Annotated in this window: 28 protein-coding genes; 15 read left to right on the top strand and 13 right to left on the bottom strand. The window is 60.9% G+C overall.

The window, feature by feature from the left end:
- Window positions 1-135: 135 nt before the first annotated feature.
- Together AC2GXZ_RS07945 and AC2GXZ_RS07940 are read right to left on the bottom strand one after the other, a co-directional pair.
- Window positions 136-1,293 (bottom strand): J domain-containing protein, encoded by a 1,158-nt coding sequence (locus AC2GXZ_RS07945; protein WP_483758615.1) that lies wholly within the window; start codon window positions 1,291-1,293, stop codon window positions 136-138.
- Between the two features lie 250 nt (window positions 1,294-1,543).
- Window positions 1,544-2,035, bottom strand: coding sequence for an RT0821/Lpp0805 family surface protein (locus AC2GXZ_RS07940; RefSeq protein ID WP_483758614.1), 492 nt, complete (start codon window positions 2,033-2,035; stop codon window positions 1,544-1,546).
- A gap of 31 nt (window positions 2,036-2,066) precedes the next feature.
- Between AC2GXZ_RS07940 and pdxH the strand changes: the two genes are divergently transcribed.
- Window positions 2,067-2,687, top strand: a complete 621-nt coding sequence (gene pdxH, locus AC2GXZ_RS07935) for a pyridoxamine 5'-phosphate oxidase (protein ID WP_483758613.1) — start codon at window positions 2,067-2,069, stop codon at window positions 2,685-2,687.
- Between the two features lie 25 nt (window positions 2,688-2,712).
- Here pdxH and AC2GXZ_RS07930 read toward each other — a convergent pair whose 3' ends face one another.
- From AC2GXZ_RS07930 to AC2GXZ_RS07900, 7 genes are all read right to left on the bottom strand, one after another.
- The gene (locus AC2GXZ_RS07930) at window positions 2,713-3,765 is read right to left on the bottom strand and encodes a polysaccharide deacetylase family protein (RefSeq protein ID WP_483758612.1); all 1,053 of its coding nucleotides are present in this window, start codon (window positions 3,763-3,765) and stop codon (window positions 2,713-2,715) included.
- An 89-nt stretch (window positions 3,766-3,854) separates the two neighbouring features.
- A complete protein-coding gene (locus tag AC2GXZ_RS07925) occupies window positions 3,855-4,646 on the bottom strand; it encodes a sulfite exporter TauE/SafE family protein (protein ID WP_483758611.1) in 792 nt (263 codons plus the stop codon).
- Window positions 4,647-4,706: 60 nt separating this feature from the next.
- The gene (locus tag AC2GXZ_RS07920) at window positions 4,707-5,135 is read right to left on the bottom strand and encodes a bleomycin resistance protein (RefSeq protein ID WP_483758610.1); all 429 of its coding nucleotides are present in this window, start codon (window positions 5,133-5,135) and stop codon (window positions 4,707-4,709) included.
- Between the two features lie 11 nt (window positions 5,136-5,146).
- Complete coding sequence (locus AC2GXZ_RS07915) at window positions 5,147-5,635, bottom strand: GNAT family N-acetyltransferase (RefSeq protein ID WP_483758609.1); 489 nt, start codon at window positions 5,633-5,635, stop codon at window positions 5,147-5,149.
- Window positions 5,636-5,640: 5 nt separating this feature from the next.
- On the bottom strand, window positions 5,641-7,056 hold the full coding sequence (gene tldD / locus AC2GXZ_RS07910) for a metalloprotease TldD (protein ID WP_483758608.1): 1,416 nt from the start codon (window positions 7,054-7,056) through the stop codon (window positions 5,641-5,643).
- Window positions 7,057-7,228: 172 nt separating this feature from the next.
- On the bottom strand, window positions 7,229-7,750 hold the full coding sequence (locus AC2GXZ_RS07905; RefSeq protein ID WP_483758607.1) for a YcxB family protein: 522 nt from the start codon (window positions 7,748-7,750) through the stop codon (window positions 7,229-7,231).
- A 36-nt stretch (window positions 7,751-7,786) separates the two neighbouring features.
- Window positions 7,787-8,278: an invasion associated locus B family protein gene (locus tag AC2GXZ_RS07900; protein ID WP_483759377.1), complete on the bottom strand. Its 492-nt coding sequence runs from the start codon at window positions 8,276-8,278 to the stop codon at window positions 7,787-7,789.
- A 523-nt stretch (window positions 8,279-8,801) separates the two neighbouring features.
- On the opposite strand from AC2GXZ_RS07900, the gene coxB reads away from it, so the two are divergent.
- From coxB to rnhA, 10 genes are all read left to right on the top strand, one after another.
- On the top strand, window positions 8,802-9,734 hold the full coding sequence (gene coxB, locus AC2GXZ_RS07895; RefSeq protein WP_483758606.1) for a cytochrome c oxidase subunit II: 933 nt from the start codon (window positions 8,802-8,804) through the stop codon (window positions 9,732-9,734).
- A 15-nt stretch (window positions 9,735-9,749) separates the two neighbouring features.
- Window positions 9,750-11,465, top strand: a complete 1,716-nt coding sequence (ctaD, locus tag AC2GXZ_RS07890; RefSeq protein WP_483758605.1) for a cytochrome c oxidase subunit I — start codon at window positions 9,750-9,752, stop codon at window positions 11,463-11,465.
- 58 nt (window positions 11,466-11,523) lie between these two features.
- Window positions 11,524-12,480, top strand: coding sequence for a heme o synthase (cyoE, locus tag AC2GXZ_RS07885; RefSeq protein WP_483758604.1), 957 nt, complete (start codon window positions 11,524-11,526; stop codon window positions 12,478-12,480).
- Window positions 12,477-12,617: a hypothetical protein gene (locus tag AC2GXZ_RS07880; RefSeq protein WP_162939422.1), complete on the top strand. Its 141-nt coding sequence runs from the start codon at window positions 12,477-12,479 to the stop codon at window positions 12,615-12,617. Before cyoE ends, AC2GXZ_RS07880 begins: the two co-directional genes overlap by 4 nt.
- 40 nt (window positions 12,618-12,657) lie before the next feature.
- Window positions 12,658-13,287, top strand: a complete 630-nt coding sequence (locus AC2GXZ_RS07875) for a cytochrome c oxidase assembly protein (protein ID WP_483758603.1) — start codon at window positions 12,658-12,660, stop codon at window positions 13,285-13,287.
- Window positions 13,288-13,347: 60 nt separating this feature from the next.
- The gene (locus AC2GXZ_RS07870) at window positions 13,348-14,226 is read left to right on the top strand and encodes a cytochrome c oxidase subunit 3 (RefSeq protein ID WP_483758602.1); all 879 of its coding nucleotides are present in this window, start codon (window positions 13,348-13,350) and stop codon (window positions 14,224-14,226) included.
- A 270-nt stretch (window positions 14,227-14,496) separates the two neighbouring features.
- Entirely contained in the window at window positions 14,497-15,237 is a 741-nt protein-coding gene (locus tag AC2GXZ_RS07865) for an SURF1 family protein (protein WP_483758601.1), read from the top strand.
- A 74-nt stretch (window positions 15,238-15,311) separates the two neighbouring features.
- Complete coding sequence (ispH, locus tag AC2GXZ_RS07860; protein WP_483758600.1) at window positions 15,312-16,355, top strand: 4-hydroxy-3-methylbut-2-enyl diphosphate reductase; 1,044 nt, start codon at window positions 15,312-15,314, stop codon at window positions 16,353-16,355.
- Window positions 16,356-16,668: 313 nt separating this feature from the next.
- On the top strand, window positions 16,669-17,646 hold the full coding sequence (locus tag AC2GXZ_RS07855; protein WP_483758599.1) for a homoserine kinase: 978 nt from the start codon (window positions 16,669-16,671) through the stop codon (window positions 17,644-17,646).
- Complete coding sequence (rnhA, locus tag AC2GXZ_RS07850) at window positions 17,643-18,110, top strand: ribonuclease HI (RefSeq protein ID WP_483758598.1); 468 nt, start codon at window positions 17,643-17,645, stop codon at window positions 18,108-18,110. Before AC2GXZ_RS07855 ends, rnhA begins: the two co-directional genes overlap by 4 nt.
- A gap of 50 nt (window positions 18,111-18,160) precedes the next feature.
- On the opposite strand, the gene AC2GXZ_RS07845 is transcribed toward rnhA, so the two are convergent.
- Both AC2GXZ_RS07845 and AC2GXZ_RS07840 read right to left on the bottom strand, forming a co-directional pair.
- Window positions 18,161-19,060: a peptidoglycan-binding domain-containing protein gene (locus AC2GXZ_RS07845; protein WP_483758597.1), complete on the bottom strand. Its 900-nt coding sequence runs from the start codon at window positions 19,058-19,060 to the stop codon at window positions 18,161-18,163.
- Between the two features lie 117 nt (window positions 19,061-19,177).
- Window positions 19,178-19,531: a hypothetical protein gene (locus AC2GXZ_RS07840; RefSeq protein WP_483758596.1), complete on the bottom strand. Its 354-nt coding sequence runs from the start codon at window positions 19,529-19,531 to the stop codon at window positions 19,178-19,180.
- 278 nt (window positions 19,532-19,809) lie between these two features.
- Between AC2GXZ_RS07840 and AC2GXZ_RS07835 the strand changes: the two genes are divergently transcribed.
- A complete protein-coding gene (locus tag AC2GXZ_RS07835; RefSeq protein WP_483758595.1) occupies window positions 19,810-20,118 on the top strand; it encodes a Dabb family protein in 309 nt (102 codons plus the stop codon).
- A 49-nt stretch (window positions 20,119-20,167) separates the two neighbouring features.
- Here AC2GXZ_RS07835 and AC2GXZ_RS07830 read toward each other — a convergent pair whose 3' ends face one another.
- Window positions 20,168-20,653, bottom strand: coding sequence for a redoxin family protein (locus AC2GXZ_RS07830; protein ID WP_483758594.1), 486 nt, complete (start codon window positions 20,651-20,653; stop codon window positions 20,168-20,170).
- Window positions 20,654-20,736: 83 nt separating this feature from the next.
- Window positions 20,737-21,579 (bottom strand): protein-disulfide reductase DsbD domain-containing protein, encoded by an 843-nt coding sequence (locus tag AC2GXZ_RS07825; RefSeq protein WP_483758593.1) that lies wholly within the window; start codon window positions 21,577-21,579, stop codon window positions 20,737-20,739.
- 160 nt (window positions 21,580-21,739) lie between these two features.
- Between AC2GXZ_RS07825 and AC2GXZ_RS07820 the strand changes: the two genes are divergently transcribed.
- From AC2GXZ_RS07820 to AC2GXZ_RS07810, 3 genes are all read left to right on the top strand, one after another.
- A complete protein-coding gene (locus tag AC2GXZ_RS07820; RefSeq protein WP_483758592.1) occupies window positions 21,740-22,345 on the top strand; it encodes a YqgE/AlgH family protein in 606 nt (201 codons plus the stop codon).
- A 101-nt stretch (window positions 22,346-22,446) separates the two neighbouring features.
- Complete coding sequence (locus tag AC2GXZ_RS07815) at window positions 22,447-22,638, top strand: CsbD family protein (protein ID WP_483758591.1); 192 nt, start codon at window positions 22,447-22,449, stop codon at window positions 22,636-22,638.
- Window positions 22,639-22,768: 130 nt separating this feature from the next.
- A complete protein-coding gene (locus AC2GXZ_RS07810; RefSeq protein WP_483758590.1) occupies window positions 22,769-23,830 on the top strand; it encodes a zinc-binding metallopeptidase family protein in 1,062 nt (353 codons plus the stop codon).
- Window positions 23,831-23,952 lie beyond the last annotated feature (122 nt).

Genomic DNA, 23,952 nt, shown 5'->3' with positions numbered 1-23,952 from the left:
TGTGTAATCCCTGACACGAAAAAATGAGTGCTGCCTATGACATAGGCCGCACCATGGTTCAAGCATGCGTCAGATCATCAACTGTTAAGACGACGTAACAAAGGGTGCGCAACTGGGGATGACGTCACCGCTTTGTCACAAATAGAGCCCGTCTCGCATCAATCGCATCAGGTCGGTGACCTTGGCGTCCGGTGTCTCGACAAGCACGATCCTGAGTTCGACCACGAGATCGCCGCGGCTTCCCGCGTCATCGCGAAGGCCGAGGCCCTCGATCCTGATCGTCCGGTCGGATCCCGACCAGCTCGGAATTTCGATCGTCCGCGATCCCTCCGGCGTCTCCACCCGCGCTTCACCGCCAAGCACGGCGTCCTGCAGCGAGATCGGCAACACGGTGTGAAGGTTGAAGCCCTGGACGGTGAAGCGCTCGTCGCGCGCCGCCTTGAGCGTCACCAGCAGGTCGCCCTGCTTCATGTTGGCCAGCTTGAGCCCCTGTCCGGCAAGACGGATCTGATGCCCGTCGGAAACCCCCCGCTCGATCGGCACGCGAACCTCGCGCTCGTCGGCAAGCTTGATCGTCACCGGCTTGAGTGCCAGCAGTTCCGCGACGGTGATTTTGGCATCGACCGAAAGGTCGGGCGCCTTTTCCGGCATCGGTGCCGTTCCGCGCCAGCGCTTGACCAGATTGCTGATCAGGTCGACGGCCATCATCGGCAGCGGCGGTCTCGGTTCCGCCGACACCTCGTCCTTCAGGCCCGCTTCCGCTGGTTTTTGCTCGCTCGTCGGATCTGTCTGGTCACTTGCGTGTTCCTTGGCACGTTCACGGCTTTCGGGTCCGCCGCCGAAGATCCGCTCGATGGTTGCCTCCGGGCTTTCTCCAGGCTTCTTGCCGGCACTCGCGGTGCCCGCTTTTGCCGCGTCCGGTTTACCGGCCTGGGATTGAGCTTGCGCCTTTGCCTGAGCCTGAGGCTGCTGTTGGGCACGGGCAGCCTGGGCCTTGGCCAGTTCTTCCATCACCTTTTCAGCCTTGGCACGGGCTGCTGCGGCGCGCTCTGCATCCTGGCGCTGCTGCATGATCGTCTGATGCATGTCGGCTGCCCTGTCATAGCGCCTGCGGCGCTCGGGATCCTTCAAAAGCTCATAGGCCTGGCCGACCTCGGCGAACCGGTCGGTCGCGTTCGGATCATCGCGGTTCTGGTCCGGATGAATGGTTTTGGCCTTGGTTCGCCAGGCCGCCTTTATTTCGTCTGCGTCGGCCGTCCGCTTGACGCCGAGGATGGAATAGGGATCGCGCATTGTGAGACCACCGGTTACGCTTTTACTGGTGGGTTCGGCAAAATCGCGACCCCCCCGATACTCGACACAATCACAGGCAATGCAGCGCGATCATGCGCCGCTCGTTGCTCCGAATTTCTTGGATTGGGAGAGTAGGGGCGCAGTCCTGAATCAGTGGTTACAACGACGCAGGCTGCCGATGGCATGGTGAAGGAACGGTAAACGAAGTGTGATCTTATGACACAGGCTGGGGGAAGGGCGACGAAAGGGCTCAGCCCTGCCTGTCGAAGGCCGTCAGCATCCAGTCGCCGCTGCCCGTCATGCAGGTCTGGCCGGCAAAAACGGCGATCCCCTCATAGGAATGGCGGGTGGTCTTGAAGGCGCGGCAGGTATGACCCTGGGCATTGTCTTCGCGGATGGTGGAGACGACACCGGCACTGCCGGTCGCGGTATTGGCCCAGGGGAGGGGCGTGTCGCCCATCTTGGCAAGATCGGCCGAACTGACAGCATTGCGCACGGTCGCTTCGTCGGAAACGCTGGTTTCGGACTGGGCCTTGACCGGAACCGTTCCGGTGGAAATCGACCGGTCGACCTTTTCCGAGCTGCTGAACATGTCGAGACTGCTGGTGCATCCACCAAGAGACAATGCCGCCGTGGCGAGGCAAATTGCAGCGCCGCTCCTGCGACACCAGCCCTTTGTCATATCGGTCCACTTTGCTATCACTGTCGCCTTGTATCCTGTCCGCTGAATGGTCTCGGGCATGTTCGATCAGATTGGGAGCATTTAAGTCAATATGTCTTCAAGTGAGTTAACAACAGGTGACTTCACCGAAGAATCCGAACCCTTCGCCCTTTTCGCCAAATGGTTGAAGGATGCGGAGGCTTCAGAGCCTAACGATCCGAATGCGGTTGCGGTTGCAACGGTCGATGAGCATGGTCTTCCGAATGTGCGGATGGTTCTGCTGAAGGGCTTCGATGAACAGGGCTTCGTCTTCTACACGAACTTCGAGAGCCAGAAGGGACAGGAAATCCTCGGCCAGAAAAAGGCGGCCATGGTGTTTCACTGGAAATCGTTGCGTCGTCAGGTGCGTCTGCGCGGTCCGGTCGAGGTCGTCGCCGATGCGGAAGCCGATGCCTATTACACCTCGCGTCCACGTGGCAGCCGTATCGGAGCCTGGGCGTCGAAGCAGTCGCGCCCGCTCGAAGGCCGCTTCGCACTGGAAAAATCCGTCGCCGAATACACCGCCCGTTATGCCATCGGCGAGATACCGCGTCCGCCCCCCTGGTCCGGTTTCCGTATCCGCCCGACATCGATCGAGTTCTGGCACGACCGCCCGTTCCGCCTGCACGACCGCGTCGAATTCCGCCGCGAGGACCCGACGGGTTCCTGGACGAAGGTGCGGATGTATCCGTGATCGTCCCTGACGTCTGGGCGATACGTTATCGCTTGGTGATGAAGGGAATGCCGGAGGCCAGTGCCGTCACGTAGCGCGGCTTCTGGTAATAGCCGTTAAGCGAGACGCGCGGCAGGCCGGTTGGCCGCAGAAGGTCGCGGCCGTTCAGCATTCCCGGTTGTGTCGTCACTCCGATCACAAAACCGAGATCGCGGGCCGCCGCGAACTCGCGGGGGCCGACGGCATCGCGGCTGCCATAGGGATAAGCGATGGCGCGGGGGCGTTTGCCGGTGAGGGCCTCCAGCCAGTCCGCCGAGTGCCGCATCTCGCCTTCGGCCTCTTCGGCCGTAAGCCGGCCAAGCTTGCGATGTGTCACCGTATGCGCACCGAGCGAAACCAGCGGATGGCCTGCGAAGCTCTTGAGCTCCTCCGGCCCCATCACCAGATCGCGGGTGACCGACAGGGGATCGATGCCGTACCGTTCTGCCAGACGGCAGATATCACCGACCGCCTCCGCCTCCGTCCGGCTCCAGACATAGCTGGCGAAGCGGAACGACGTGTCGAGCTGCTGCACCGACGTGGTGAGCTCCACCGTCTCCATCCCCCGGCCGAAATCGAAGCTGATCCGGTTTTCCTGCCTGAGCAATCGGCCAATAGTTTCCCACCAGAGCGGTTGTGTATGTTCCGCAAGTCCCTGCGCGATGAATACGGTAAACGGCACGCCGTGACGGGCAAAGACCGGCAGGGCATGGTCTGCATTGTTCCTGTAGCCGTCGTCGAGCGTGAATGCTGCAAACGGCTTTTCCGAAGGTTTCGCCAGCCGCTCGGGCACGTCGGAAAGGGCGACAAAATCATAGCCGAGTGTTTTCAGCTGGCGAATGGCCGTGTCGAGGAATTCCGGTGTGATTTCGAGATGCCGGTTCGGGCCGATGAGCGACGCGGATTCCGGCCGCACGTGATGCAGGGTGAAGATCGCGCCCAAACCGCGCGCGGCCTTGAACAGGCCGGCCCCGGTTGCCAGCGCGGAGGCCTCGAGCCCGGCGCCGATCAGCCAGCGTTTGACGTTGCGACGCCAGATCGCTTTCGCTCGTTCCTTCATTGATCGGTGGCCGCCCCCTGCCTGTGGATAGGGAAAGGTACCGTAAGCCCGGTTAAGCCTTGTTGAACAGGGTGCCGGTCAAACGACGATCACGGGCGAAGCCCATCCAGAAGCGGCATGCCGATGATGGCGGCGGCTCCGATCAGCGTGAAGCATATCCGCCGGAATGTCGTTTCGCTGGCAAGCCCGAACATCCGCGAGCCGAACGAAAGGCCGATCCCGTAACCCGGTCCGGCGACGATCGCGATCAGCAGAACCTCGAGCGTCAGGATGCCGGTGATGATATAGGAGGTTGCCGACAGAACCGTGCCCAGCGCGAAATAGAGAACCAGATTGGCGCGCACAGTACTGCGCTCTATCGCGCCGCCCAGCCAGTAGGCGACGATCGGCGGTCCCGACATCTGTGCCGCCCCGCCGAACAGGCCGGCAAGCGCACCGACCCCGACTGTCAGCCACGTCTTCGGCCTTCCGTGATAACGCCAGCCGGACATCAGGAATAAAAGCAGGCCGAGCACGACGAGCGAAATGATCCAGCGCAGCGTGACCGATGGCAGAAGCGACAGGACAGCGGTTCCGGCCGGCACGCCGAACACCGCACCGGCAAGCATGGTGAATACCTCGCGGCGGTTCGCCTTGCGCCAGCCTTCCGGCACCATGCCGAGCGTCATCACGCCGTCGATAACAAGCAGCAGCGCCGAAGCGATCGCCGGGCTGGTGACGGCACTCGCAAGCGGCACGAAGATCAGCGCCCCGCCGAACCCGGAAAAGCCGCGCGCCAGGCCGGCGATGACTGCTGCGAAAAACACGAATGCGAGCTCGGCGACCGAATGACCGGGAAGCCACATGGCGAGAAAAGCGGATATCGGATCGGGGGAGGTCATGATGCTACGGTCTAAGGGATGCGGATAGACCGTCCACCTGCGGCGGTTTCATCTGATCTGTCAAGGATCGGTGCGGGATCGCTCGCCGAGATCTTCAAATAGCCGGAGCAGATACCCGTCCGGATCGGCGACGACGAATTGGCGGTTGCCGACCTCGCCATCGTCGCGCCGGTACCACTTCTCTTCCGGTGGCAGATAGAGATCCACGCCCGCTTCGGCCAGCCGCTGAACGATGGGTTGAATCTCGGGAACCCGGATTTGTACATTGAGGCCGCGTCCGAAAGGTCTTTCAAAAGGTGCCCCGGGGCGCTCGAAATCGCGCCCCAGTCCGATCTGATCGATCATCAGCTGCGCGTCACCCAGTTCCAGATAACAGAAGCCTTCCTCCGGCCTCTCATAACGCACGGAAAAACCGATGATGTCGCAGTAGAAATACCGGCTTTCCAGCCAATCCGAAACGGCGAACTCCGGGACGAGAGCATTTCCCATCGGCGAGACCCTCAGACCGAACGTCGATAGAATTTGCTGTCCACAGCCATCCGCGGAAAGCCTGCCGGAAGCGCATCCGGCGTGATCTCTTCAAAACCGTTCTTTTCGTAGAACCGGTGGGCGGCGAGAAACCTGTCGGTCGTGCCAAGCAGGATCGTCTTCAGCCCGACGTCGGACGCATGCGCCATCAGCCTGTCGAGCAAGCGTGCCGCCACGCCGAATTCCTTGCCGCGCACCTCAGCCGCGACGAACATCTTGCGCAGCGCCGCCTCTTCGTTGCCGATATCCTTGAGCGAGATCGTGCCGACGATCCGGCCATCCTTTTCGGCCACCCAGAACCCGCCCTTGGCCAGTTGATAGAAACTGGCAATATCAGCGAGATCCGGCTGATCTGCCGCGGTGATCGCCACGCCGAACTCTTCCTGCTGGATCGGCAGGATGACGCCGATGACGCCGTCTTCGTCGCCGGGCTCGAAAGAACGGATGGCGATCTCGCTCATCAATCTCAAGCCTTCGTGCCGCCGACGGTGACCTGATCCATGCGCAAATGCGGCTGGCCGACGCCGACCGGCACCCACTGGCCGGCCTTGCCGCAATTGCCGATGCCGGTATCGAGCTTCATGTCGTTGCCGACCATCGAGACACGCTTCATCGCATCCGGCCCGTTGCCGATCAGCATGGCGCCCTTGATCGCCGGCCCGACCTTGCCGTTTTCGATCAGATAGGCCTCGGTGCAGCCGAACACGAACTTCCCCGAGGTGATATCCACCTGTCCGCCGCCGAAGGAAACGGCATAGACACCCTTCTTCACCGAGGCGATGATTTCTTCCGGGCTCTTGTCGCCGCCGAGCATGTAGGTATTGGTCATCCGCGGCATCGGCACGGAACTGTAGCCCTGGCGACGCCCGTTGCCGGTCGGTTTCATCCCCATCAGTCGGGCATTCTGCCGGTCCTGCATGTAACCGACAAGTTTGCCATCTTCGATCAGGACGTTATAGGCCGAAGGCGTGCCTTCGTCGTCGATGGTGATCGAGCCGCGGCGGTTGTCGATCGTGCCGTCGTCGACGACGGTGACGCCGGGAGCGGCGACCATTTCGCCGAGCAGTCCGGCAAAGGCCGAGGTCTTCTTGCGGTTGAAATCGCCTTCCAGCCCGTGGCCGACAGCTTCGTGCAGCATCACGCCGGGCCAGCCGGAGGACAGAACCACATCCATCGTGCCGGCCGGCGCCTCTATTGCTTCCAGATTGACCAGCGCCTGGCGCAGCGCCTCGTCGGCGCCGACCTGCCAGTTGCCGTCGGCAATGAAATCGCCGAAACCGATGCGGCCGCCGGTGCCGAATGTGCCGCTCTCCTGCCGGTCACCGTCGCCGACGATGACGGAAATGTTGAGCCGCGTCATCGGGCGGATGTCCTGCACCCGGTGGCCGTCGGCACGCAATATGTCGACCACCTGCCAGCTGGCCGCGATCGAGACCGTCACCTGCCGCACCTTCGGGTCCTTGTCGCGCAGATAGGCGTCGACCTCGGCAAGCAGCTTGGCCTTGGCCTCGAAGCTCGGCTGGCCGATCGGGTTTTCGTCGCCGTAATATTTCTTGTTGGTGCGCTGAGGGGCGGCGGCATAGGAGCCGGAATAACCGGCCGTCACCGCGCGCACGGCATCCGACGCACGCTCGAGCGCGGCCGCACTCAGGTCACCCGCATGGGCGTAACCGACAGCCTCGCCGGCGACCGAGCGCAGGCCAAAACCTTGGTCGGTATTGAACGATCCGCCCTTCAGCCGCCCATTGTCGAAGGTCAGCGATTCCGCCTGCGCATGTTCGACGAAAAGCTCGCCGTCATCGGCGCCGGAAAGCGCCTCTGCCACGATCGCACGCAGCTTCGCCTCGTCGCTGTCGAACAGGCTCAAGAGATCGGTGTTCATGGAAATGCTCCTTGGGCAACGGTTGCTCCAGCACAAGCAATTGCCCCTCACCCTAACTCTGCCCCGTCAGGACGGGCACAGGATGCCGGCAGGCGGATGAGGGGCAATTACGTGCACCCAAGCCGAAATATCTTGAAAACCGATGTAGGTCCGCAGTGAAGCCGACGCAAGCCTATCCCTGGATCGGCTCGTCCCTATGCTCCTGGATCGGCCTTGCGCGCAGATAGGCCTGAACCTTCTCAGGCATGGTTTCGCGCGGCAGCGTGTTGAATTCGCCGGCGCCGTTGAAGATCATGAAGGCGCGCGGCCGCTCCCAGACCTCGGTCACGTCGTGCCAGGCAATCATCTCGCGGCCAAGCTCGGAGGCGATGTCGATCCCCTTGGCATCGACGGTAACCTTCGCCGTGGGGTTGCCCATGCGCTTGTAGCTGGAGAACGTCTTGACCTTGTGGCTGCGCCAGACGACGGCGCCAAAGATTAGCGGCAACAGTCCGAGCATCAGGGTAACACCTGCCATCCAGCCCGTTTCGCTCCAGAACAGAAAATAGACCGAAGAGACAACAAGCAGCGCCGACGCGATAAAAATCGTCTTCTGCTCGACCAGGACGCGGCGCCAGACGAAGGTGCGGATAGCATCCAGCATTATGTTGTCGTCATAGCGAATAGTGAAACTATGGCTGCCCTTGAGGTCCATCGTTTTTTCTTGTCCTTGTCAGGCAGTTGTTCTGTGTCAGGGAAGTGCGTCGTAACCTTCGCCGAAGCCGGCGAGTTCGACCGGGATGCCGACCCGGTCCTGGTCGGAGGATTCGCGCAGCGCAAACACGGCGTTCTTGCCGGCACGCAGGATGCGCATCAGCTCCTCGTCGATATCCACTTCCACATAGCAGCCCTCGGAAAAGCAGCGGGTGAAATAGGCGCGGCCGATATTGTTATTGTCGACATAGAGCTCCATGCCGTCCTTCAACAGCACGCCGAGTGGCGCCAGGATGCGCAGGATGCGCGCCTTGCGGTCGGCGGTCTTCAGGACAACGACGGAGAGGCCGACTTCCGGCCGGTCCTCGGCAATGACGTTCTGCATCAGGGCGCATTGTTCGGCATTGGCGCCGGCGGGCCGGTCGCAGATCACCGACCAGGCGCCGTGGCTTTCCTTGACGTTGCCGGGCTGCTGCGCCGAGGGGGACGGGCCGGATGTCGGGCCGGGTGCCGGCGTCGGAGCAAGCATCTGTGGTGCCGGCCCTTTCGGCGCGGCACCCGTTGCCGGCGCCTTCGGAGCCGCTTGCGGCACGGGCTGCGCCATGACCGGTGAGACTGCGCTCAGCGTGAGCAGGGCGATCAGGCTTGCGCCGATGAGGGAGGGACGACCCATGGAAACCTCTGGTACGAATCAATGCAGCTATTCTTGCCGCTCGGGCAGCGACTTTGAAAGTCCTGCCGGCTTTTCAGCGGAGTACGGCGAAAGTAGGACCCTGTTCAAGTCACAAGACGGGGTTCTCGTTCAAAATCTGGTGGAATTCACAGAGGGAAAAGGCTTATCCTCGAAATCGAGGGCGACTCTCTGGAGGGAGGGGATGTCCGGCGAGGAGAAAGCACAACCGCAAGTCGGCGCGCAGAATGAATGCGCAAAATGCCGCAGGGGCATTTGTCGCAAGACGTTGCGGATATAAGCAAACTGTGGTTGAACCCAAGTTACAGCTTGGAGAGTGCGTAAGATTTGATCTGGATCACACGCATGGGGAGAAAAGTTGGTGATTAACAGGGCTTATGCAGTGATGATGGCTATCATCTGTCGGCTCACGGCCCCGCTTGCGGGGCTGCTGGGCGTTTCGGTGGCGCATGCGGACCAGCCGCACGCCTGGCAACTGGATCTTCAGGCTCCGGCGACCGAAATGATGCATCAGATTCGCTGGTTCGAGCATTACACGCTCTGGTTCATCGTCCCGGTGACTTTATTCGTTCTGGCGCTGCTGGTGATCGTCGCGGTGAAATTCCGCGCCGACAAGAACCCGAAGCCATCGCGCACCAGCCACAACACGGTGATCGAGATCGTCTGGACGGTCGCACCGGTTCTGGTGCTGTTCCTGCTGGCAATCCCGTCCTTCAATCTTCTGAACGCCCAGCTGGAAATTCCCGATACCGACATGACGGTGAAGGCGACCGCCACCCAGTGGCAGTGGAACTACGAATACGAGGGCTCGGGCCCGGCGGACAATACGTCGCCCGTCGCCTTCGACAGCTTTCTTCTCAAGGATCAGGACCGCGCCGCCGCCGGCAAGGAAGACCGGGCCGTTTATCCGCGCCTTCTGGCGGTCGATAACGAAATGATCATCCCGATCGGCAAGACCGTGCGCCTGCTCGTCACCGCAGCGCCGACCGATGTTATCCACGCCTTCGCCATGCCCGCCTTCGGCGTCAAGATCGATGCCGTTCCGGGCCGGCTAAACGAAACCTGGTTCCGCGCCGAGCGCGAGGGCCTTTATTACGGACAGTGTTCCGAGCTCTGTGGCAAGGACCACGCCTTCATGCCGATCGCCATCCGGGTCGTCCCGCAGGCCAAATACGATACCTGGCTTGCTGCCGCCGCCAGCGATCTGCCGGGAGCCTACAAGGCGCTTCTCGCATCCGCCGATAACAAGACTGCCGCCGACATCGTCGATGTCGCGGCAAACGACGTCAAGTAAGGGGAGGCGAGACCAATGGCTGACATGACCCACGAAGATCATTCCCACCCTCGCGATACCCATGGCGCCGGCCCCCATGGTGCTGGCGATGCGCATGCCCATGGTGATCAGCACCACAAGCCGGGTTTTGCCGCGCGCTGGCTGTTTTCCACCAATCATAAAGACATTGGCACGCTCTACCTGATCTTCGCGATCATCGCGGGCGTGATCGGCGGCCTTCTGTCGGTCGCCATGCGCATGGAACTGCAGGAACCCGGCATCCAGATCTTCCATGGTCTGGCGGCGATGGTTTACGGTTTCGAGGGCGATGCCGCGATCGATGGCGGCAAGCACATGTTCAATGTCTTCACCACCGCCCATGCGCTGATCATGATCTTCTTCATGGTCATGCCGGCGATGATCGGCGGTTTTGCCAACTGGATGGTGCCGATCATGATCGGCGCGCCGGACATGGCCTTCCCGCGGTTGAACAACATTTCCTTCTGGTTGATCGTCCCGGCCTTCCTGCTTCTGGTTCTGTCGATGTTCGTCGAAGGCCCGGCGGGTGCCTATGGCGCGGGCGGCGGCTGGACCATGTATCCGCCGCTCTCGACCTCCGGCCAGCCCGGTCCGGCCGTCGATCTGGCGATCTTCTCGCTGCATGTCGCCGGTGCCTCGTCGATCCTCGGCGCGATCAACTTCATCACCACCATCTTGAACATGCGCGCACCGGGCATGACGCTGCACAAGATGCCGCTGTTTGCCTGGTCGGTTCTGGTCACCGCCTTCCTTCTGCTCCTGTCGCTGCCGGTTCTCGCGGGTGCCATCACCATGGCGCTGACCGACCGCAATTTCGGCACCACCTTCTTTTCGCCCGAAGGCGGCGGCGACCCGATCCTTTACCAGCACCTGTTCTGGTTCTTCGGTCATCCGGAAGTTTATATCCTGATCCTGCCCGGCTTCGGCATCGTCAGCCACATCGTCTCGACCTTTTCGAAAAAGCCGATCTTCGGTTATCTCGGCATGGCCTATGCAATGGTCGCGATCGGCGCCGTCGGTTTCGTCGTCTGGGCGCACCACATGTATACGGTCGGCCTGTCGCTCGATGCTCAGCGTTATTTCGTCTTTGCCACGATGGTGATCGCGGTGCCGACCGGCATCAAGATCTTCTCCTGGATCGCCACCATGTGGGGCGGTTCGATCACCTTCGCGACCCCGATGATCTGGGCGATCGGCTTCATCTTCCTGTTCACCGTCGGTGGTGTCACCGGCGTGCAGTTGGCCAATGCCGGTCTCGACCGTTCGTTGCACGACACCTATTACGTGGTGGCTCACTTCCACTACGTTCTGTCGCTCGGCGCGGTCTTCGCCATCTTTGCCGCCTGGTATTACTGGTTCCCGAAAATGTTCGGCTACATGTATAATGAAGCGATCGGCAAGCTGCATTTCTGGGTCATGTTCGTCGGCGTCAACTTGGTGTTTTTCCCGCAGCATTTCTTAGGCCTGGCCGGCATGCCGCGCCGTTACATCGACTATCCCGATGCATTCGCCGGCTGGAATTACGTCTCCTCCATCGGCTCCTACATTTCATTTGTGGGTGTACTCATCTTCCTCTTCGGCGTATGGGAGGCCTTCGCCAAGAAGCGGGTTGCCGGTGATAACCCCTGGGGCGAGGGTGCGACCACGCTGGAATGGCAGCTGTCATCGCCTCCGCCCTATCACCAGTGGGAACAGCTTCCCCGCATCAAATAATAACTTTGGAACCGGGTGTCTGGGAGGCGCCCGGCTTGTCGTCAGGATTTGAGTTGAAATGACCGTCATCGACCCCACCCATGTGCTTGGCAACGAGGAAGGAAAGCTCCTCTCCGAAGCGGATGCGCGCGATTATTTCGCGCTTCTGAAGCCGCGGGTCATGTCGCTGGTGGTCTTCACCGCTCTTGCCGGCCTGGTTCTGGCACCTGGCCATATCAACCCGGTTCTGGCGGTCATCTCGATTCTCTGTATTGCCGTCGGCGCCGGTGCCTCCGGCGCCCTCAACATGTGGTACGACGCCGATATCGATGCGGTGATGACCCGCACCGCCAAGCGGCCGATCCCCGCCGGTCGCGTCGAGCCGCGCGAGGCGCTCGCCTTCGGCCTGACGCTTTCGGCCTTTTCGGTCGTCATTCTCGGCCTTGCGGTCAACTGGTTTGCTGCCGGCCTGCTCGCCTTCACCATCTTCTTTTATGCGGTCGTCTACACGATGTGGCTGAAGCGCTCGACGCCGCAGAACATCGTTATCGGCGGTGCCGCCGGTGCCTTCCCACCCATGCTCGGCTGGGCCTGCGTGACTGGCGATGTGTCGCTCGATAGCACCATCCTGTTCATGATCACCTTCATGTGGACGCCGCCGCATTTCTGGGCTCTGGCCCTGTTCAAGATGCGCGATTACGGTTCGGTCGGCATTCCGATGATGCCTAATGTTGTCGGCCAGCGCTCCACCAAGCGCCAGATGGTCGCCTATTCGGTTCTGATGGCGGCCGTCGTCGCCGCGCCGACCTTCACCGGTCTTGCCAGCATTGGCTACGGCATCTTTACCGGCGTTCTGAGCGCCATCTTCCTTTATTATTCCGTTCTCGTGCTGCGCATGGCCGAGGATGACGAGAAGATGCTGCCTGCCAAGAAGTTGTTCTTCTATTCGATCTTCTATCTCTTCGCAGTCTTCTCAGCCCTGCTTGTCGACCATGTTGCGGCCGATCTCGTTGCCTTCATCGGAGGGCTTCTGTGATCGACACGATCAAGCTCAGCGAGGCGCAGAAGAAGTCGCGGCGGAACCGCAACGTGGCGCTCGGCCTTGTTCTGGCAGGGTTATGCGTCCTTTTCTACGTGATCACGCTGGTCAAGGTCGGCGGGTTCTGGAACTAGGCGAACAGGATTAGGCCGGATGGAGCTGGGGAGGAGCGACATGGGAGGCGAGGTTCAGAACGGCAGAATGGGGCAGGGCGCGCCGCATCAGGCAAAACGCGTCAGCAATGCCTCGATCTTTGCCGGTTGCGCCGTTTTCGTCGCCGGCATGGTCGGCGCGGCCTATGCGTCCGTGCCGCTTTACCGTCTCTTCTGTCAGGTCACCGGCTATAACGGCACGACCCAGCGCGTCGAACAATATTCGACGAAAGTGCTGAACCGCAGCATCCAGGTCACTTTCGACGCCAACATATCGAGCGGTCTCAATTGGGATTTCCGCCCGGCGAAAGCCGTGGCGCCGAAGATCGGCGAGACGGTGCAGGTCGAGTTTACCGCCACCAACCGTTCGCCGGTCCCAACCACCGGTCAGGCGGTATTCAACGTCACACCGATGGAAGCGGGCGTCTATTTCAACAAGGTGCAATGTTTCTGTTTCACCGAGCAGACCTTGCAACCGGGGCAATCCGTTTCCATGCCCGTCGTTTTCTTTGTCGATCCCGAGATCGTCAAGGCGGAGGAAACGAAGAACATCAAAACGATCACGCTCTCCTATTCCTTCTACCCGAGCGAACCGGCGAGACCGGTCGCAGCGGTGCGCAAGGATGGAGAGAGCAGCGAAGGCAAGCTTTGAGAGGAGCGTTTCGGGGCTTGTCCCCGGGGCGGCGGAGAGGCATTCACCGGGGATTTTGACATGGCAGACGCGCATCAGAAAAATCACGACTACCACATCATCGATCCGAGCCCCTGGCCGATCATGGCGGCGATCGGCGCCTTCGTTATCACCTTCGGCGGCGTCGGTTACATGCGCTACCTCAAGGGCGGCGAATTCCACATGTTCGGCCTCAACTGGGCCACACCCTGGGTCTTCTTCATCGGCCTTGCGATCATTCTTTATGTGATGATCGGCTGGTGGTCGGATACGATCAGGGAAGGCGAGGCAGGCCACCACACCCGCGTCGTCTCGCTGCATCTGCGCTACGGCATGATCATGTTCATCGCCTCCGAGGTGATGTTCTTCGTTGCCTGGTTCTGGGCCTTTTTTGATGCCAGCCTTTATCCCGCCGAAGCCATCCAGGCCGCCCGGGTCGCCGCAATGGGCGGGCAATGGCCACCCAAGGGCATCGAGGTTCTCGACCCCTGGCACCTGCCGCTCTACAACACGATCATCCTGCTTCTGTCCGGCACCTGCGTGACCTGGGCGCATCACGCGCTTTTGCACAATGATCGCAAGGGCCTGATCACCGGCCTGTCGCTGACAGTGGCGCTCGGCATCCTGTTTTCCGCCGTCCAGGCCTATGAATATGCCCATGCCCCCTTCGAGTTTTCCAACTCGATCTACGGCGCCACCTTCTTCATGGCGACCGGTTTCCACGGTTTCCACGTGCTGATCGGCACCATTTTCCTGATCGTCTGCCTGATCCGCGCCATCAATGGCGGTTTCACCCCCGAACGCCATTTCGGCTTCGAGGCCGCCGCCTGGTACTGGCATTTCGTCGACGTCGTCTGGCTCTTCCTGTTCTTCTCGATCTACATCTGGGGCGGCTGGGGCGCACCTCTGGCGCATATGTGATGGAAGGCGGGTGGGCGGCGTGTCCCCTCATCCGCCTGCCGGCACCTTCTCCCCGCAAGCGGGGCGAAGGGAGATGCCGCGCCGTTCTCAGGTCTTCATCGATGTGGAGCGTGGCACGTTCCCTCTCTCCATTTCCGGGGAGAGCTGCAGCGCAGCGAGCTGCGCTGTGGGGGAGGGGCTGCGATAACCGTCGAGGTGGCTGGGATATAGAATTGATCGTAGATAGATGAGCCCAAGGCCGCCTCGACCGTTACCGCTAAGAAAAAGTCATTGAAAACTATCCTCACCACCGCTCTCATCCTCCTTTCTCTCGCCATTCTGCTCACGCTCGGCACATGGCAAGTGGAGCGGTTGCACTGGAAGGAAGGCCTGCTTGCGGATATCTCCGAGCGCCGCGCAGCGGAACCCGTCGCACTGGTGGACATCGAGCGGCAGGCATTGGCGGGCGAAGATATCGAATATCGCCGCGTTTTCCTGTCAGGCATCTTCGACCACGCCAGGGAACGGCATTTCTTTGCTACATTCGAAGGCCAGACCGGCTTTTACGTCTATACGCCGCTGACGCTCTCCGATGGCCGCATCATTCTCGTCAATCGCGGCTTCGCGCCTTACGAAATGAAGGAGCCGGCAACCCGGCCGGCAGGCGAGGTGGGGGGCGAACAGGCAATCACCGGTTATTCGCGGGTAAAACTTGCAGGCAAACCCTCGTCGCTCGTCCCGGACAACGATCTTTCCAAGAACATCTTCTACTGGAAGGATCTCGACGCCATGGTGGAAAGCACCGGGCTCGATGCGTCAAAAGTGATACCCTTTTTCGTCGATGCGGATGCCTCGGTCAAAAATCCCGGCGGCTGGCCGAAAGGTGGTGTCACCCAATTCGACCTGCCGAACAACCATCTGCAATATGCCATGACTTGGTATGGACTGGCCGCGGCGCTTCTGGCGGTCGTCTCTGGCATGTGGTGGCGCAGCCGCAGGCCCGCCCTGCCATCTGCGGGCGAGAAGCGATAACGACATTTTCTGTTGGCGCCTCCGGCTGCCTCGCCTATATGAGGGCTCAGACATTCACCAGCAGCGGACACGGAATGAACATCCAGGTCACCAAACCGGCTCTCACGATCAGGCTTTGCGGCCCGCGCGGTTTTTGCGCCGGCGTCGACCGGGCGATACAGATCGTCGTTCTGGCGCTGAAATCCTATGGCGCGCCGGTTTATGTCCGCCACGAGATCGTCCATAACCGCTATGTCGTGGAAGGCCTGGAAGCCAAGGGCGCCGTCTTCGTCGAGGAACTGCACGAGATCCCGGAAGAACACCGTCAGCAGCCGGTCGTCTTCTCCGCCCATGGCGTGCCGAAATCGGTGCCGGAAGACGCCCAGGCGCGCAATCTCTTTTATCTCGACGCCACATGCCCGCTGGTCTCCAAGGTCCACAAGCAGGCCATGCGCCATCAGCGCCTCGGCCGCCATGTGGTCCTGATCGGCCATGCCGGCCACCCGGAAGTGATCGGCACGATGGGGCAGCTGCCGGAAGGCTCCGTTTCGCTCGTCGATACGATTGCCGATGCCGAAGCCTATATGCCGGAAGACCCGGACAATCTCGGCTACGTCACCCAGACGACGCTGTCGGTCGATGATACGGCCGGCGTCATCGCCAAGCTGCAGGAGCGGTTCCCCAACCTGACGGCGCCTGCCGCCGACAGCATCTGCTATGCCACCACCAACCGCCAGGAAGCGGTGAAGGAAGCCGCCCCCGGCTGCGATCTCTTCATCGTTGTCGGCGCGCCGAATTCTTCCAATTCCAAACGTCTCGTCGAAGTGGCGCTGCGGGCAGGGGCCAAGCGCTCGCTGCTCGTCCAGCGCGCCTCCGAACTGAACTGGGATGAGATCGGCTCGATCCGCACGCTCGGCCTGTCCGCCGGCGCTTCTGCCCCGGAAGTCATCGTCGACGAGATCATCGAGGCCTTCAAGCAGCGATTTTCAGCCGAGATCGAACTGGCGATCACCGCCGAGGAAACCGAAAACTTCCTCGTCAACCGCGAGCTTCGTTCCGTGCCGCTGACGGTCGAGGATATGGCCTGGGTAAATGGCGAGCGGCCGCTTGCTGCAGGTGCCGACCAGCCGGCCGAATAATTTCGGCTCGCCCCTCATTCGGTTGCCGCCACTTTCTTCCCGCAGGCGGGGAGAAAGGAGTATGCCGCGCCCGGTCGCCCAGTCATGGAGCTCCCATGAGGCAAATCCCCTCGCACCGTTTACGGGGGCCCGAAGGGCGGGTAGAGACCCGTGGCTCTACCCAGGAATGGGTTAGGGTGAGGGCCGATCTGGCGCGCAGGCATGGGAAGCCGCAACTCGAACACATTTCCCCTTCCCACACGATGCCCGGCAAGGCAGATGGGGTTACACTTCCGGCAGATGATTCTGCTCCACGACCGACTGAGAGACCGCCTTGGCCGTTTACACCGACATCACCGAAACCGACCTCAAGCATTTTCTGGCGCAGTATGACGTCGGCGAGCTGACCTCCTACAAGGGGATTGCCGAAGGTGTCGAAAACACCAATTTCCTGCTCCATACGACAAAGGATCCGCTGATCCTGACGCTTTACGAAAAGCGGGTGGAAAAATCCGACCTGCCGTTTTTCCTGGGTCTGATGCAGCATCTGTCCGAGCGCGGCCTGTCCTGCCCGCTGCCGCTTCCGCGCCGTGACGGCGAATTGCTGGGCGAACTGTCGGAACGTCCCGCCGCGCTGATTTCCTTCCTCGAAGGCATGTGGTTGAGAAAGCCCGAGGCAAAGCATTGCCGTGAAGTGGGCCGCGCGCTTGCCGAAATGCACCTTGCCGGCGAAGGTTTCGATATCCCGCGGCCGAACGCATTGTCGCTCGAAGGCTGGAAGATCCTGTGGGAGAAGTCGGCCGAACGCGCCGACGAGGTCGAGACCGGGCTCGAGGATGAGATCACCAACGAGCTTGCCTATCTGGAAGCTCATTGGCCCAAGACCCTGCCATCCGGCGTCATTCACGCCGACCTGTTCCAGGACAACGTGTTTTTCCTTGGCGATCAGCTCTCCGGCCTGATCGACTTCTATTTCGCCTGCAACGACTTTCTCGCCTACGACGTCTCGATCTGCCTCAATGCCTGGTGCTTCGAAAAGGACGGCTCTTATAACGTCACCAAGGGATCGGCCTTGCTCGAAGGTTATTGCTCCGTCCGTCCGCTATCGGCAGAGGAGCGTGATGCGTTGCCGGTCCTGTCGCGCGGTTCGGCGCTGCGCTTTTTCCTCACCCGCCTCTATGACTGGCTGACCACGCCGGAAGGCGCGCTGGTGGTGAAGAAGGATCCGCTCGAATATTTGCGCAAATTGCGGTTCCATCGCCAGATTTCCTCCGTCGCCGAATATGCACCGGCAATCGAGGTGGGGTCATGAAACAGGTCGAGATTTTCACAGATGGCGCCTGCTCGGGCAATCCCGGTCCCGGCGGATGGGGCGCCATCCTGCGTTACGGCGAAACCACCAAGGAATTGAACGGCGGGGAAGCCGAGACCACCAATAACCGCATGGAACTGATGGCGGCGATCAGCGCATTGAACGCGCTCAAAAGCGCCTGCGAAGTCGATCTCCATACCGACAGCAAATACGTCATGGACGGTATTTCGAAATGGATCTTCGGCTGGAAAAAGAACGGCTGGAAGACGGCTGACAAGAAGCCGGTCAAGAACGGCGAACTCTGGCAGCAGCTTGATGCCGCAAACCAGCGCCACAAGGTCAAGTGGCACTGGGTCAAGGGCCATGCCGGCCATCCGGAAAACGAGCGGGCCGATGAACTCGCCCGTCTCGGCATGGCGCCGTTCAAGAAGCCCAGTCTGGGCCGCTCGCTCCTGATAAAGTAGACGCGACCGCCGTTTCGGCGATCGCGCCTGATCCATTTATGGCCAAGTCTTTAGTGACGGCGCGGGCCGTGGCCGAAGCGCGGGCCACCGCGATGGCCGTAGTAACGCGGGCCGCCACGATGATGGCGTCCGCCGGCAATCGCCGCCCCGCCAATGACGCCGGCTGCAAGGCCGAGAACACCGAGCGCGATGGCCGCATCGGCGGAATCGTCGTTGACGCGGCCGACGAGCTGGTCGCTATTGCTGCGGCGGATCGGCGGCAATGCCTTCGGCCGGGACGCAAGCCAGGTCGGGTAGACGCTTGCCGTATCGGCGCGCAGCTTGGCAAGCTGGTCATAGGAAAGATAACCGCTGACAGGCGCCGAAACGACCGTCTGCCACTGCGAAATCGCGGTGCGGCTGCGCGGCCCCATGACCCCGTCCGTGCCGCCGGTGCTGAAGCCGAGCGATGTCAGGCGGCCCTGCACTTCGCGCTTGGTGGCGTTGTCCGAAAGAAGCACCGATTCCTCCATCGGCGTGCCCACCGTGAAGCTGTTATTGGCGGGCTGCTGTGAGACATTGGTGTTGGCGTTTTCGGCAGCATCCGCTTCCTGCTCCGCCTTCTCTTCCGCCGTGGCCAGCTTGACGGCGCGGGCCTGGGCGATCGCTGCGAATTTGCCGGTCGGATAAGCGGTCAGATACCCCTGATATTCCTCGACCGTATTGCCGGCCGAAGCGGCCTGCCAGACTGCGAATTCCTGCTGCCACGGATCCGCGGCGCCAGCAGGGGTTGCTGCGACGGCGGGCGCGGCCTGTGTCGGTGCGGTTGTGTCTGCCACGGGTGCGGCAGGAGCCTCGGTCGTCGGCGTCACCGGGGCGGGCGCAGCCTCCTGGGCAACCACCTGGCTGACGGTCATCGATACGCTCAGCGCACTGGCGATCAGAAGTTTCGTATACTGCAAGCTTTTCATGAAACTGGCCTTTTGCTGGATGCCCGCAAAACCCGCCGGGATCGAAATCACTGGCTTGCACGGGCGCTGGATGAAGTGTTGGATGAAGTGGCGGGGCGACAGGTGAGCTTGGCTGTCTCAGTCGCCGACGGGTGTGTAGTAACCGTTGAGATCACGGCCACAGGTCTTGGCCGGAATTCCATTCAGATAGATGCCGCCGTCAGCGGTGGCATTGACGAAGACCTTCATGCCGGGCCGGATCTCACCGGCAAGTCCTTTGGCAACATTCTGAAGCGTGCCGCTGATGACGCATTTCTTCTTGGCATAGTCCATTCGGTCGGCAACGATGACCGACACGGTCGTTGCTGAAACCTCGACGGCGCATTGCACCGCTCCATCGCAATTGCCGCCATAATCACCCGAAAGATCGGCCGCATGGGACATGGCACAGGACGCTGCAAGAATGGCGAGGGATAGATAGATGCGACGCAAGGGAAAGCACTTTCTCGAAATTGCATTGGCACATCTATGCCGCATTTCGCCCTAATTGCGCCTTAATTGGAGTGGTGAACGCGAGTTAAAATTTGCCGGGGGAAAATCCCCTGCCTGCGCAAGCCTTTGAAGATATTTGTAATTGCTGAAAATGGAAATTGGCCCGCCGCTTCCCGCCGCAGCGTGGGTGCCTTAATTGCGCCGCAGAGCTTGCCACGGTTGCGCTTTCGGCCCTACCGACTATTCTGCCCAAAATTGGAAAACGAGGACCGTTATCAATGATCCTTCATTGTGTATTCGTTCGCTTCAAGTCTGCGCTGCAGGCGGCGGAAAAGCAGGAACTCTACGACGCCATCAACGGCCTGAAGACGGTCGTGCCAGGTATTATTGACTTGAAGGCGGGTCCCAATGTGTCCGCCGAAGGGCTCAATGGCGGTTTTCTCGATGGCTTCACCGTTACCTTCGAGAGCCCGGAGGCGCGCGACGCCTATATTGCGGCACCCGGCCATATCGCGGTTGCCGAACGCATCATTGCGGCGGCGGAAGGCGGATTGTCCGGCCTGATCGTCTACGATCTGGCGGCATGACGGATTGCCCTCATTGCCGTGACTGGCACGGCAATGAGGGCAGATATTTTCAAAGCTGTTCCAGCATCGCCTCGGCGCCGGAAACCGTTGCCTGTCCGGGGCTTTCCTCGATATTGAGCGACTTCACCACGCCGTTGTCGACCAGCATGGAATACCGCTTGGAGCGGACCCCGAGCCCGCCGGCGGAAAGATCCATATCGAGGCCCATTGCCTTGGTGAAGGCGGCATCCCAGTCGGCGAGGAAATGGATCTTGCCCATCGCGCCCGATTGCTGCGCCCAGGCGCCCATCACATGCCAGTCATTGACCGCGACCACGGCGATGTCATCGATGCCCTTGGCGATCAGCGCGTCCCGGTTTTCGATATAACCCGGCAGGTGATTGAGCGTGCAGGTGGGCGTAAACGCGCCCGGCACGGCAAACAGCACGACCTTCTTGCCGGCAAACAGGTCTTCGGTGGTCACCTCCACCGGGCCGTCCGCCGTCTTTTCCTTGAATTTTGCTTCGGGAAGCTTGTCGCCCACTGCAATCGTCATGCCGATCTCCTGCCATTTCGGCCCTGACCACCCTTGGCTAGGCCGCTGCCGGAACTATAGGGATGACAAATGACAAGGCAAGCTCACTCAAAGGCGAGCGATGTCTCCATTGCGCGGTGGCCGGCAAGCACCAGTATGCCCCAGCGCTTGCCCTTCATGTCATAACCCTTCGGCAGCTTTCCGACCGGCATGTCGATCGAATAGCTATCATTGTCCCGTTCGCCCTGGCCATCGCCGAACAGCACATGGCCTTCTGGCCCGGTAACGATCACCTGAGGTTTTTTCGCAGCATCCCTGGGAAGCCGCAGCCGCAGCCGCAAATGGTCGCCATCGGCGGAAACCGAATAATGCGTGATGGCAAAATCATCCGAGGGCGCTTCCGGCAGTTTTGCCTCCGCATTGTTGATGATCATTGCCTCCGCAAAGGATGTCCCCTCATCCGCCTTGAGCGAAAGCGAGAAGTCCGCCTGGAAGGGAATGCATATGTTGCGGCAAAGCCCGATGAAGGCCGACGCCGTCAACGCCGCAGGCTTGCTCGGGTCTTCGACCTTGAGTTCGAACGGGAAACTCACCGGTCCGTCATAGCCGATGTCGCGGATCGGCCCGTTGTCGAAGCGTCGCGGTGCCGGGTAGGACAGCCGCTTCAGTTCCACTCCGGTATTGTCGGCAAATGCCACATGCGGTGGAATGCCGGCATCGCCGGGTTCCTTCCAATAGGTGATCCAGCCGGCCTTCGGTTCGATCTGCAATGCGCCGCGCACACTGCCGCCTGCATCGGGAGCAAGCGCCACGATCCTCATACGGCCGCCTTCGTTGCTCGCCCATTCCGTCGTCTCGGCATGTGCGCAAAACGGTAGCAGCAGAAATGCAAGGGTCAGCAGCGTTGCGGATGTCAGGTGGCGAAGGGCATAAACGGTCGATGTCATGGATCGGGATTTAACCCAGGCTCGAAGGTCATGCCAGCCACGTCTGCCGAAAAGCGATCATTTTCGGTTGAATGATCAGGGCGACTGCTCCATCTTGATCTCTCAATCGTCCGATGCGGTTCCTTGTCCGGGCCGGGCTCTATGGCGCACAGGAGGCACGATGGGATTTTCGGCACTGAGAGACAAGCGCGAACGCGGCTTTCTGGACGGCCAGTTCCTCATCGCCATGCCAGGTGTCCAGGACGGAAACTTTGCCCGTACCGTGGTCTATATCTGCGCCCATTCTTCCGCCGGTGCCATGGGCTTTATCATCAACCGGCTACAGGACCTGTCGTTTCCAGACGTTGTGGAGCATCTTAAGCTGGTCGATGAGGCCGAACGGCGTTTCCTTCCCGAAAAGGCCCGTCATTTTCCGGTCCTTTATGGGGGGCCGGTGGAAACGGGCCGCGGTTTCGTGCTCCACTCGGACGATTTCTCATGCGAATCCTCCATTCCCGTCAGCGATGAGATTTCGCTCACCGCCACGCTCGACATCCTGCGGGCAATCGCCAAGGGCAACGGCCCGGCCCGCGCCACCATGCTGCTCGGTTATGCCGGCTGGGGGGCAGGCCAGCTGGAAGCGGAAATCGGCAATAACGGCTGGCTGAACTGCCCGGCGCAGGACGATCTCATTTTTGATCCGCTGGTCGATACGAAATACGAGCGGGCGCTTGCCACAATGGGCGTGACCCCGGAAATGTTGTCCACCGAGGCAGGGCACGCATAAAGTCAGCCGATGCGGCATTTGTTTTGGAACGATCTCTCTCCCGCTCCGTTCTACTTCTGCAAGGCGCAGACAACGCGCCGCCAGATAAAGGAGACAGCAGGATGGGTAGCACCAGCGATAAGATGGCCGGTAAGGGCAACGAAATTGCAGGCAAGGTCAAGCAGGCCGCAGGCGACCTGACCGACAACTCTAAACTCAAGGCCAAGGGCAATGCCCAGGAAGCCAAGGGTCATGCCCAGCAGGCCAAGGGCAAGATCAAGGAAGCCGGCAAGGAATTCGTGGACCGCCTCTAAGGCGCCCGAATAACGGTTCGACCCGAAAGGCCGAACCGGGAATCTCCAGTCAGTCAGAAACCTGTTTCGGTCATGCCGAAGCAGGTTTTCTCTATGTATTCCCTCCAGGCTTCCAACACCGGATCGAACCATGCGCCTTTATGACTGCGACCACTGCGGCCAGACTGTTCACTTCGACAACAGGAATTGTGTCAATTGCGGCTACCGGCTCGCCTTCGTGCCGGAGGCACTTGCCATGCATGCCCTGCAGCCCAGCGAAACTGACGACACCTGGTCGCTTTTCGCCGAGCCCGACCACAAGGTTCGCCCTTGTGCCAATGCAGCCATGGACATCTGCAACTGGACTGTCCTTGCCGAAGACCCCAACGACTTCTGCCCCGCATGCCGGCATAACCGGCTGGTTCCCGACGCCTCCACGGAAGAGGGGTTAAGCGAGTGGCGGAGCATCAGCCAGGCCCAGCGGCACCTTTTCTATTCGATGCTGAAATGGGATCTTCCACGTATCAACCGCGACGAGGATCCGGTCGGCGGACTGGTTTTCGATTTCCTCGTCGATGAAGTTCAGCCGGACGGAAGCCTGAAGCCGGCCATGACCGGCCATGAAAACGGTCTGATCGCCATTCGTGCGGCAGAGGCAAACGACGCGACCCGCGAGCAGATCCGGGTATCGATGAACGAGCCCTACCGCACCATGCTCGGTCACTTCCGCCACGAGACCGGCCATTACATCTGGGACAAGATGGTGCGCGACGGCGGCCGGCTGGACCAGTTCCGCGCCGTCTTCGGCGACGAGACTGTGGATTATGGAGAGGCGCTCAAGCGCAATTACGAGCAAGGTCCACCGCCGAACTGGCAGGAGTTCTTCATCTCCACCTATGCCAGTTCGCACCCCTGGGAGGATTTCGCCGAGAGCTTCGCCCACTATATCCATATCGTCGACACGCTGGAAACGGCGCGTGCCTATGGCATGTCGATCGATCCACGCAGCCACGAGGAACTGGCCGCCGAGATCGACTTCAATCCCTACAGGGCCCGTAGCGCCGAACAGCTGGTTTCGGCCTGGATCCCGTTCAGCCTGGCGATCAACAGCATCCACCGCTCGATGGGCGTGCCGGATCTCTACCCGTTTATCCTCACGCCGTCGGTAACGGCAAAACTGCAATTCGTGCATGATCTGGTATTGCGGCGGTAAGGCGGAAAAAGACCCTCTCTGGCCTGCCGGCCATCTCCCCCACAAGGGGGGAGAAGACTTGGGGCACACGTCTGGCTCCATCAGGGCACTGCGGCGCGGCTAGGTTAAGCCCTTCCCCTTGT

This window comes from Aliirhizobium sp. YIM B11859, from assembly GCF_057163345.1.
This window is presented reverse-complemented; position numbering and strand designations above follow the sequence as displayed.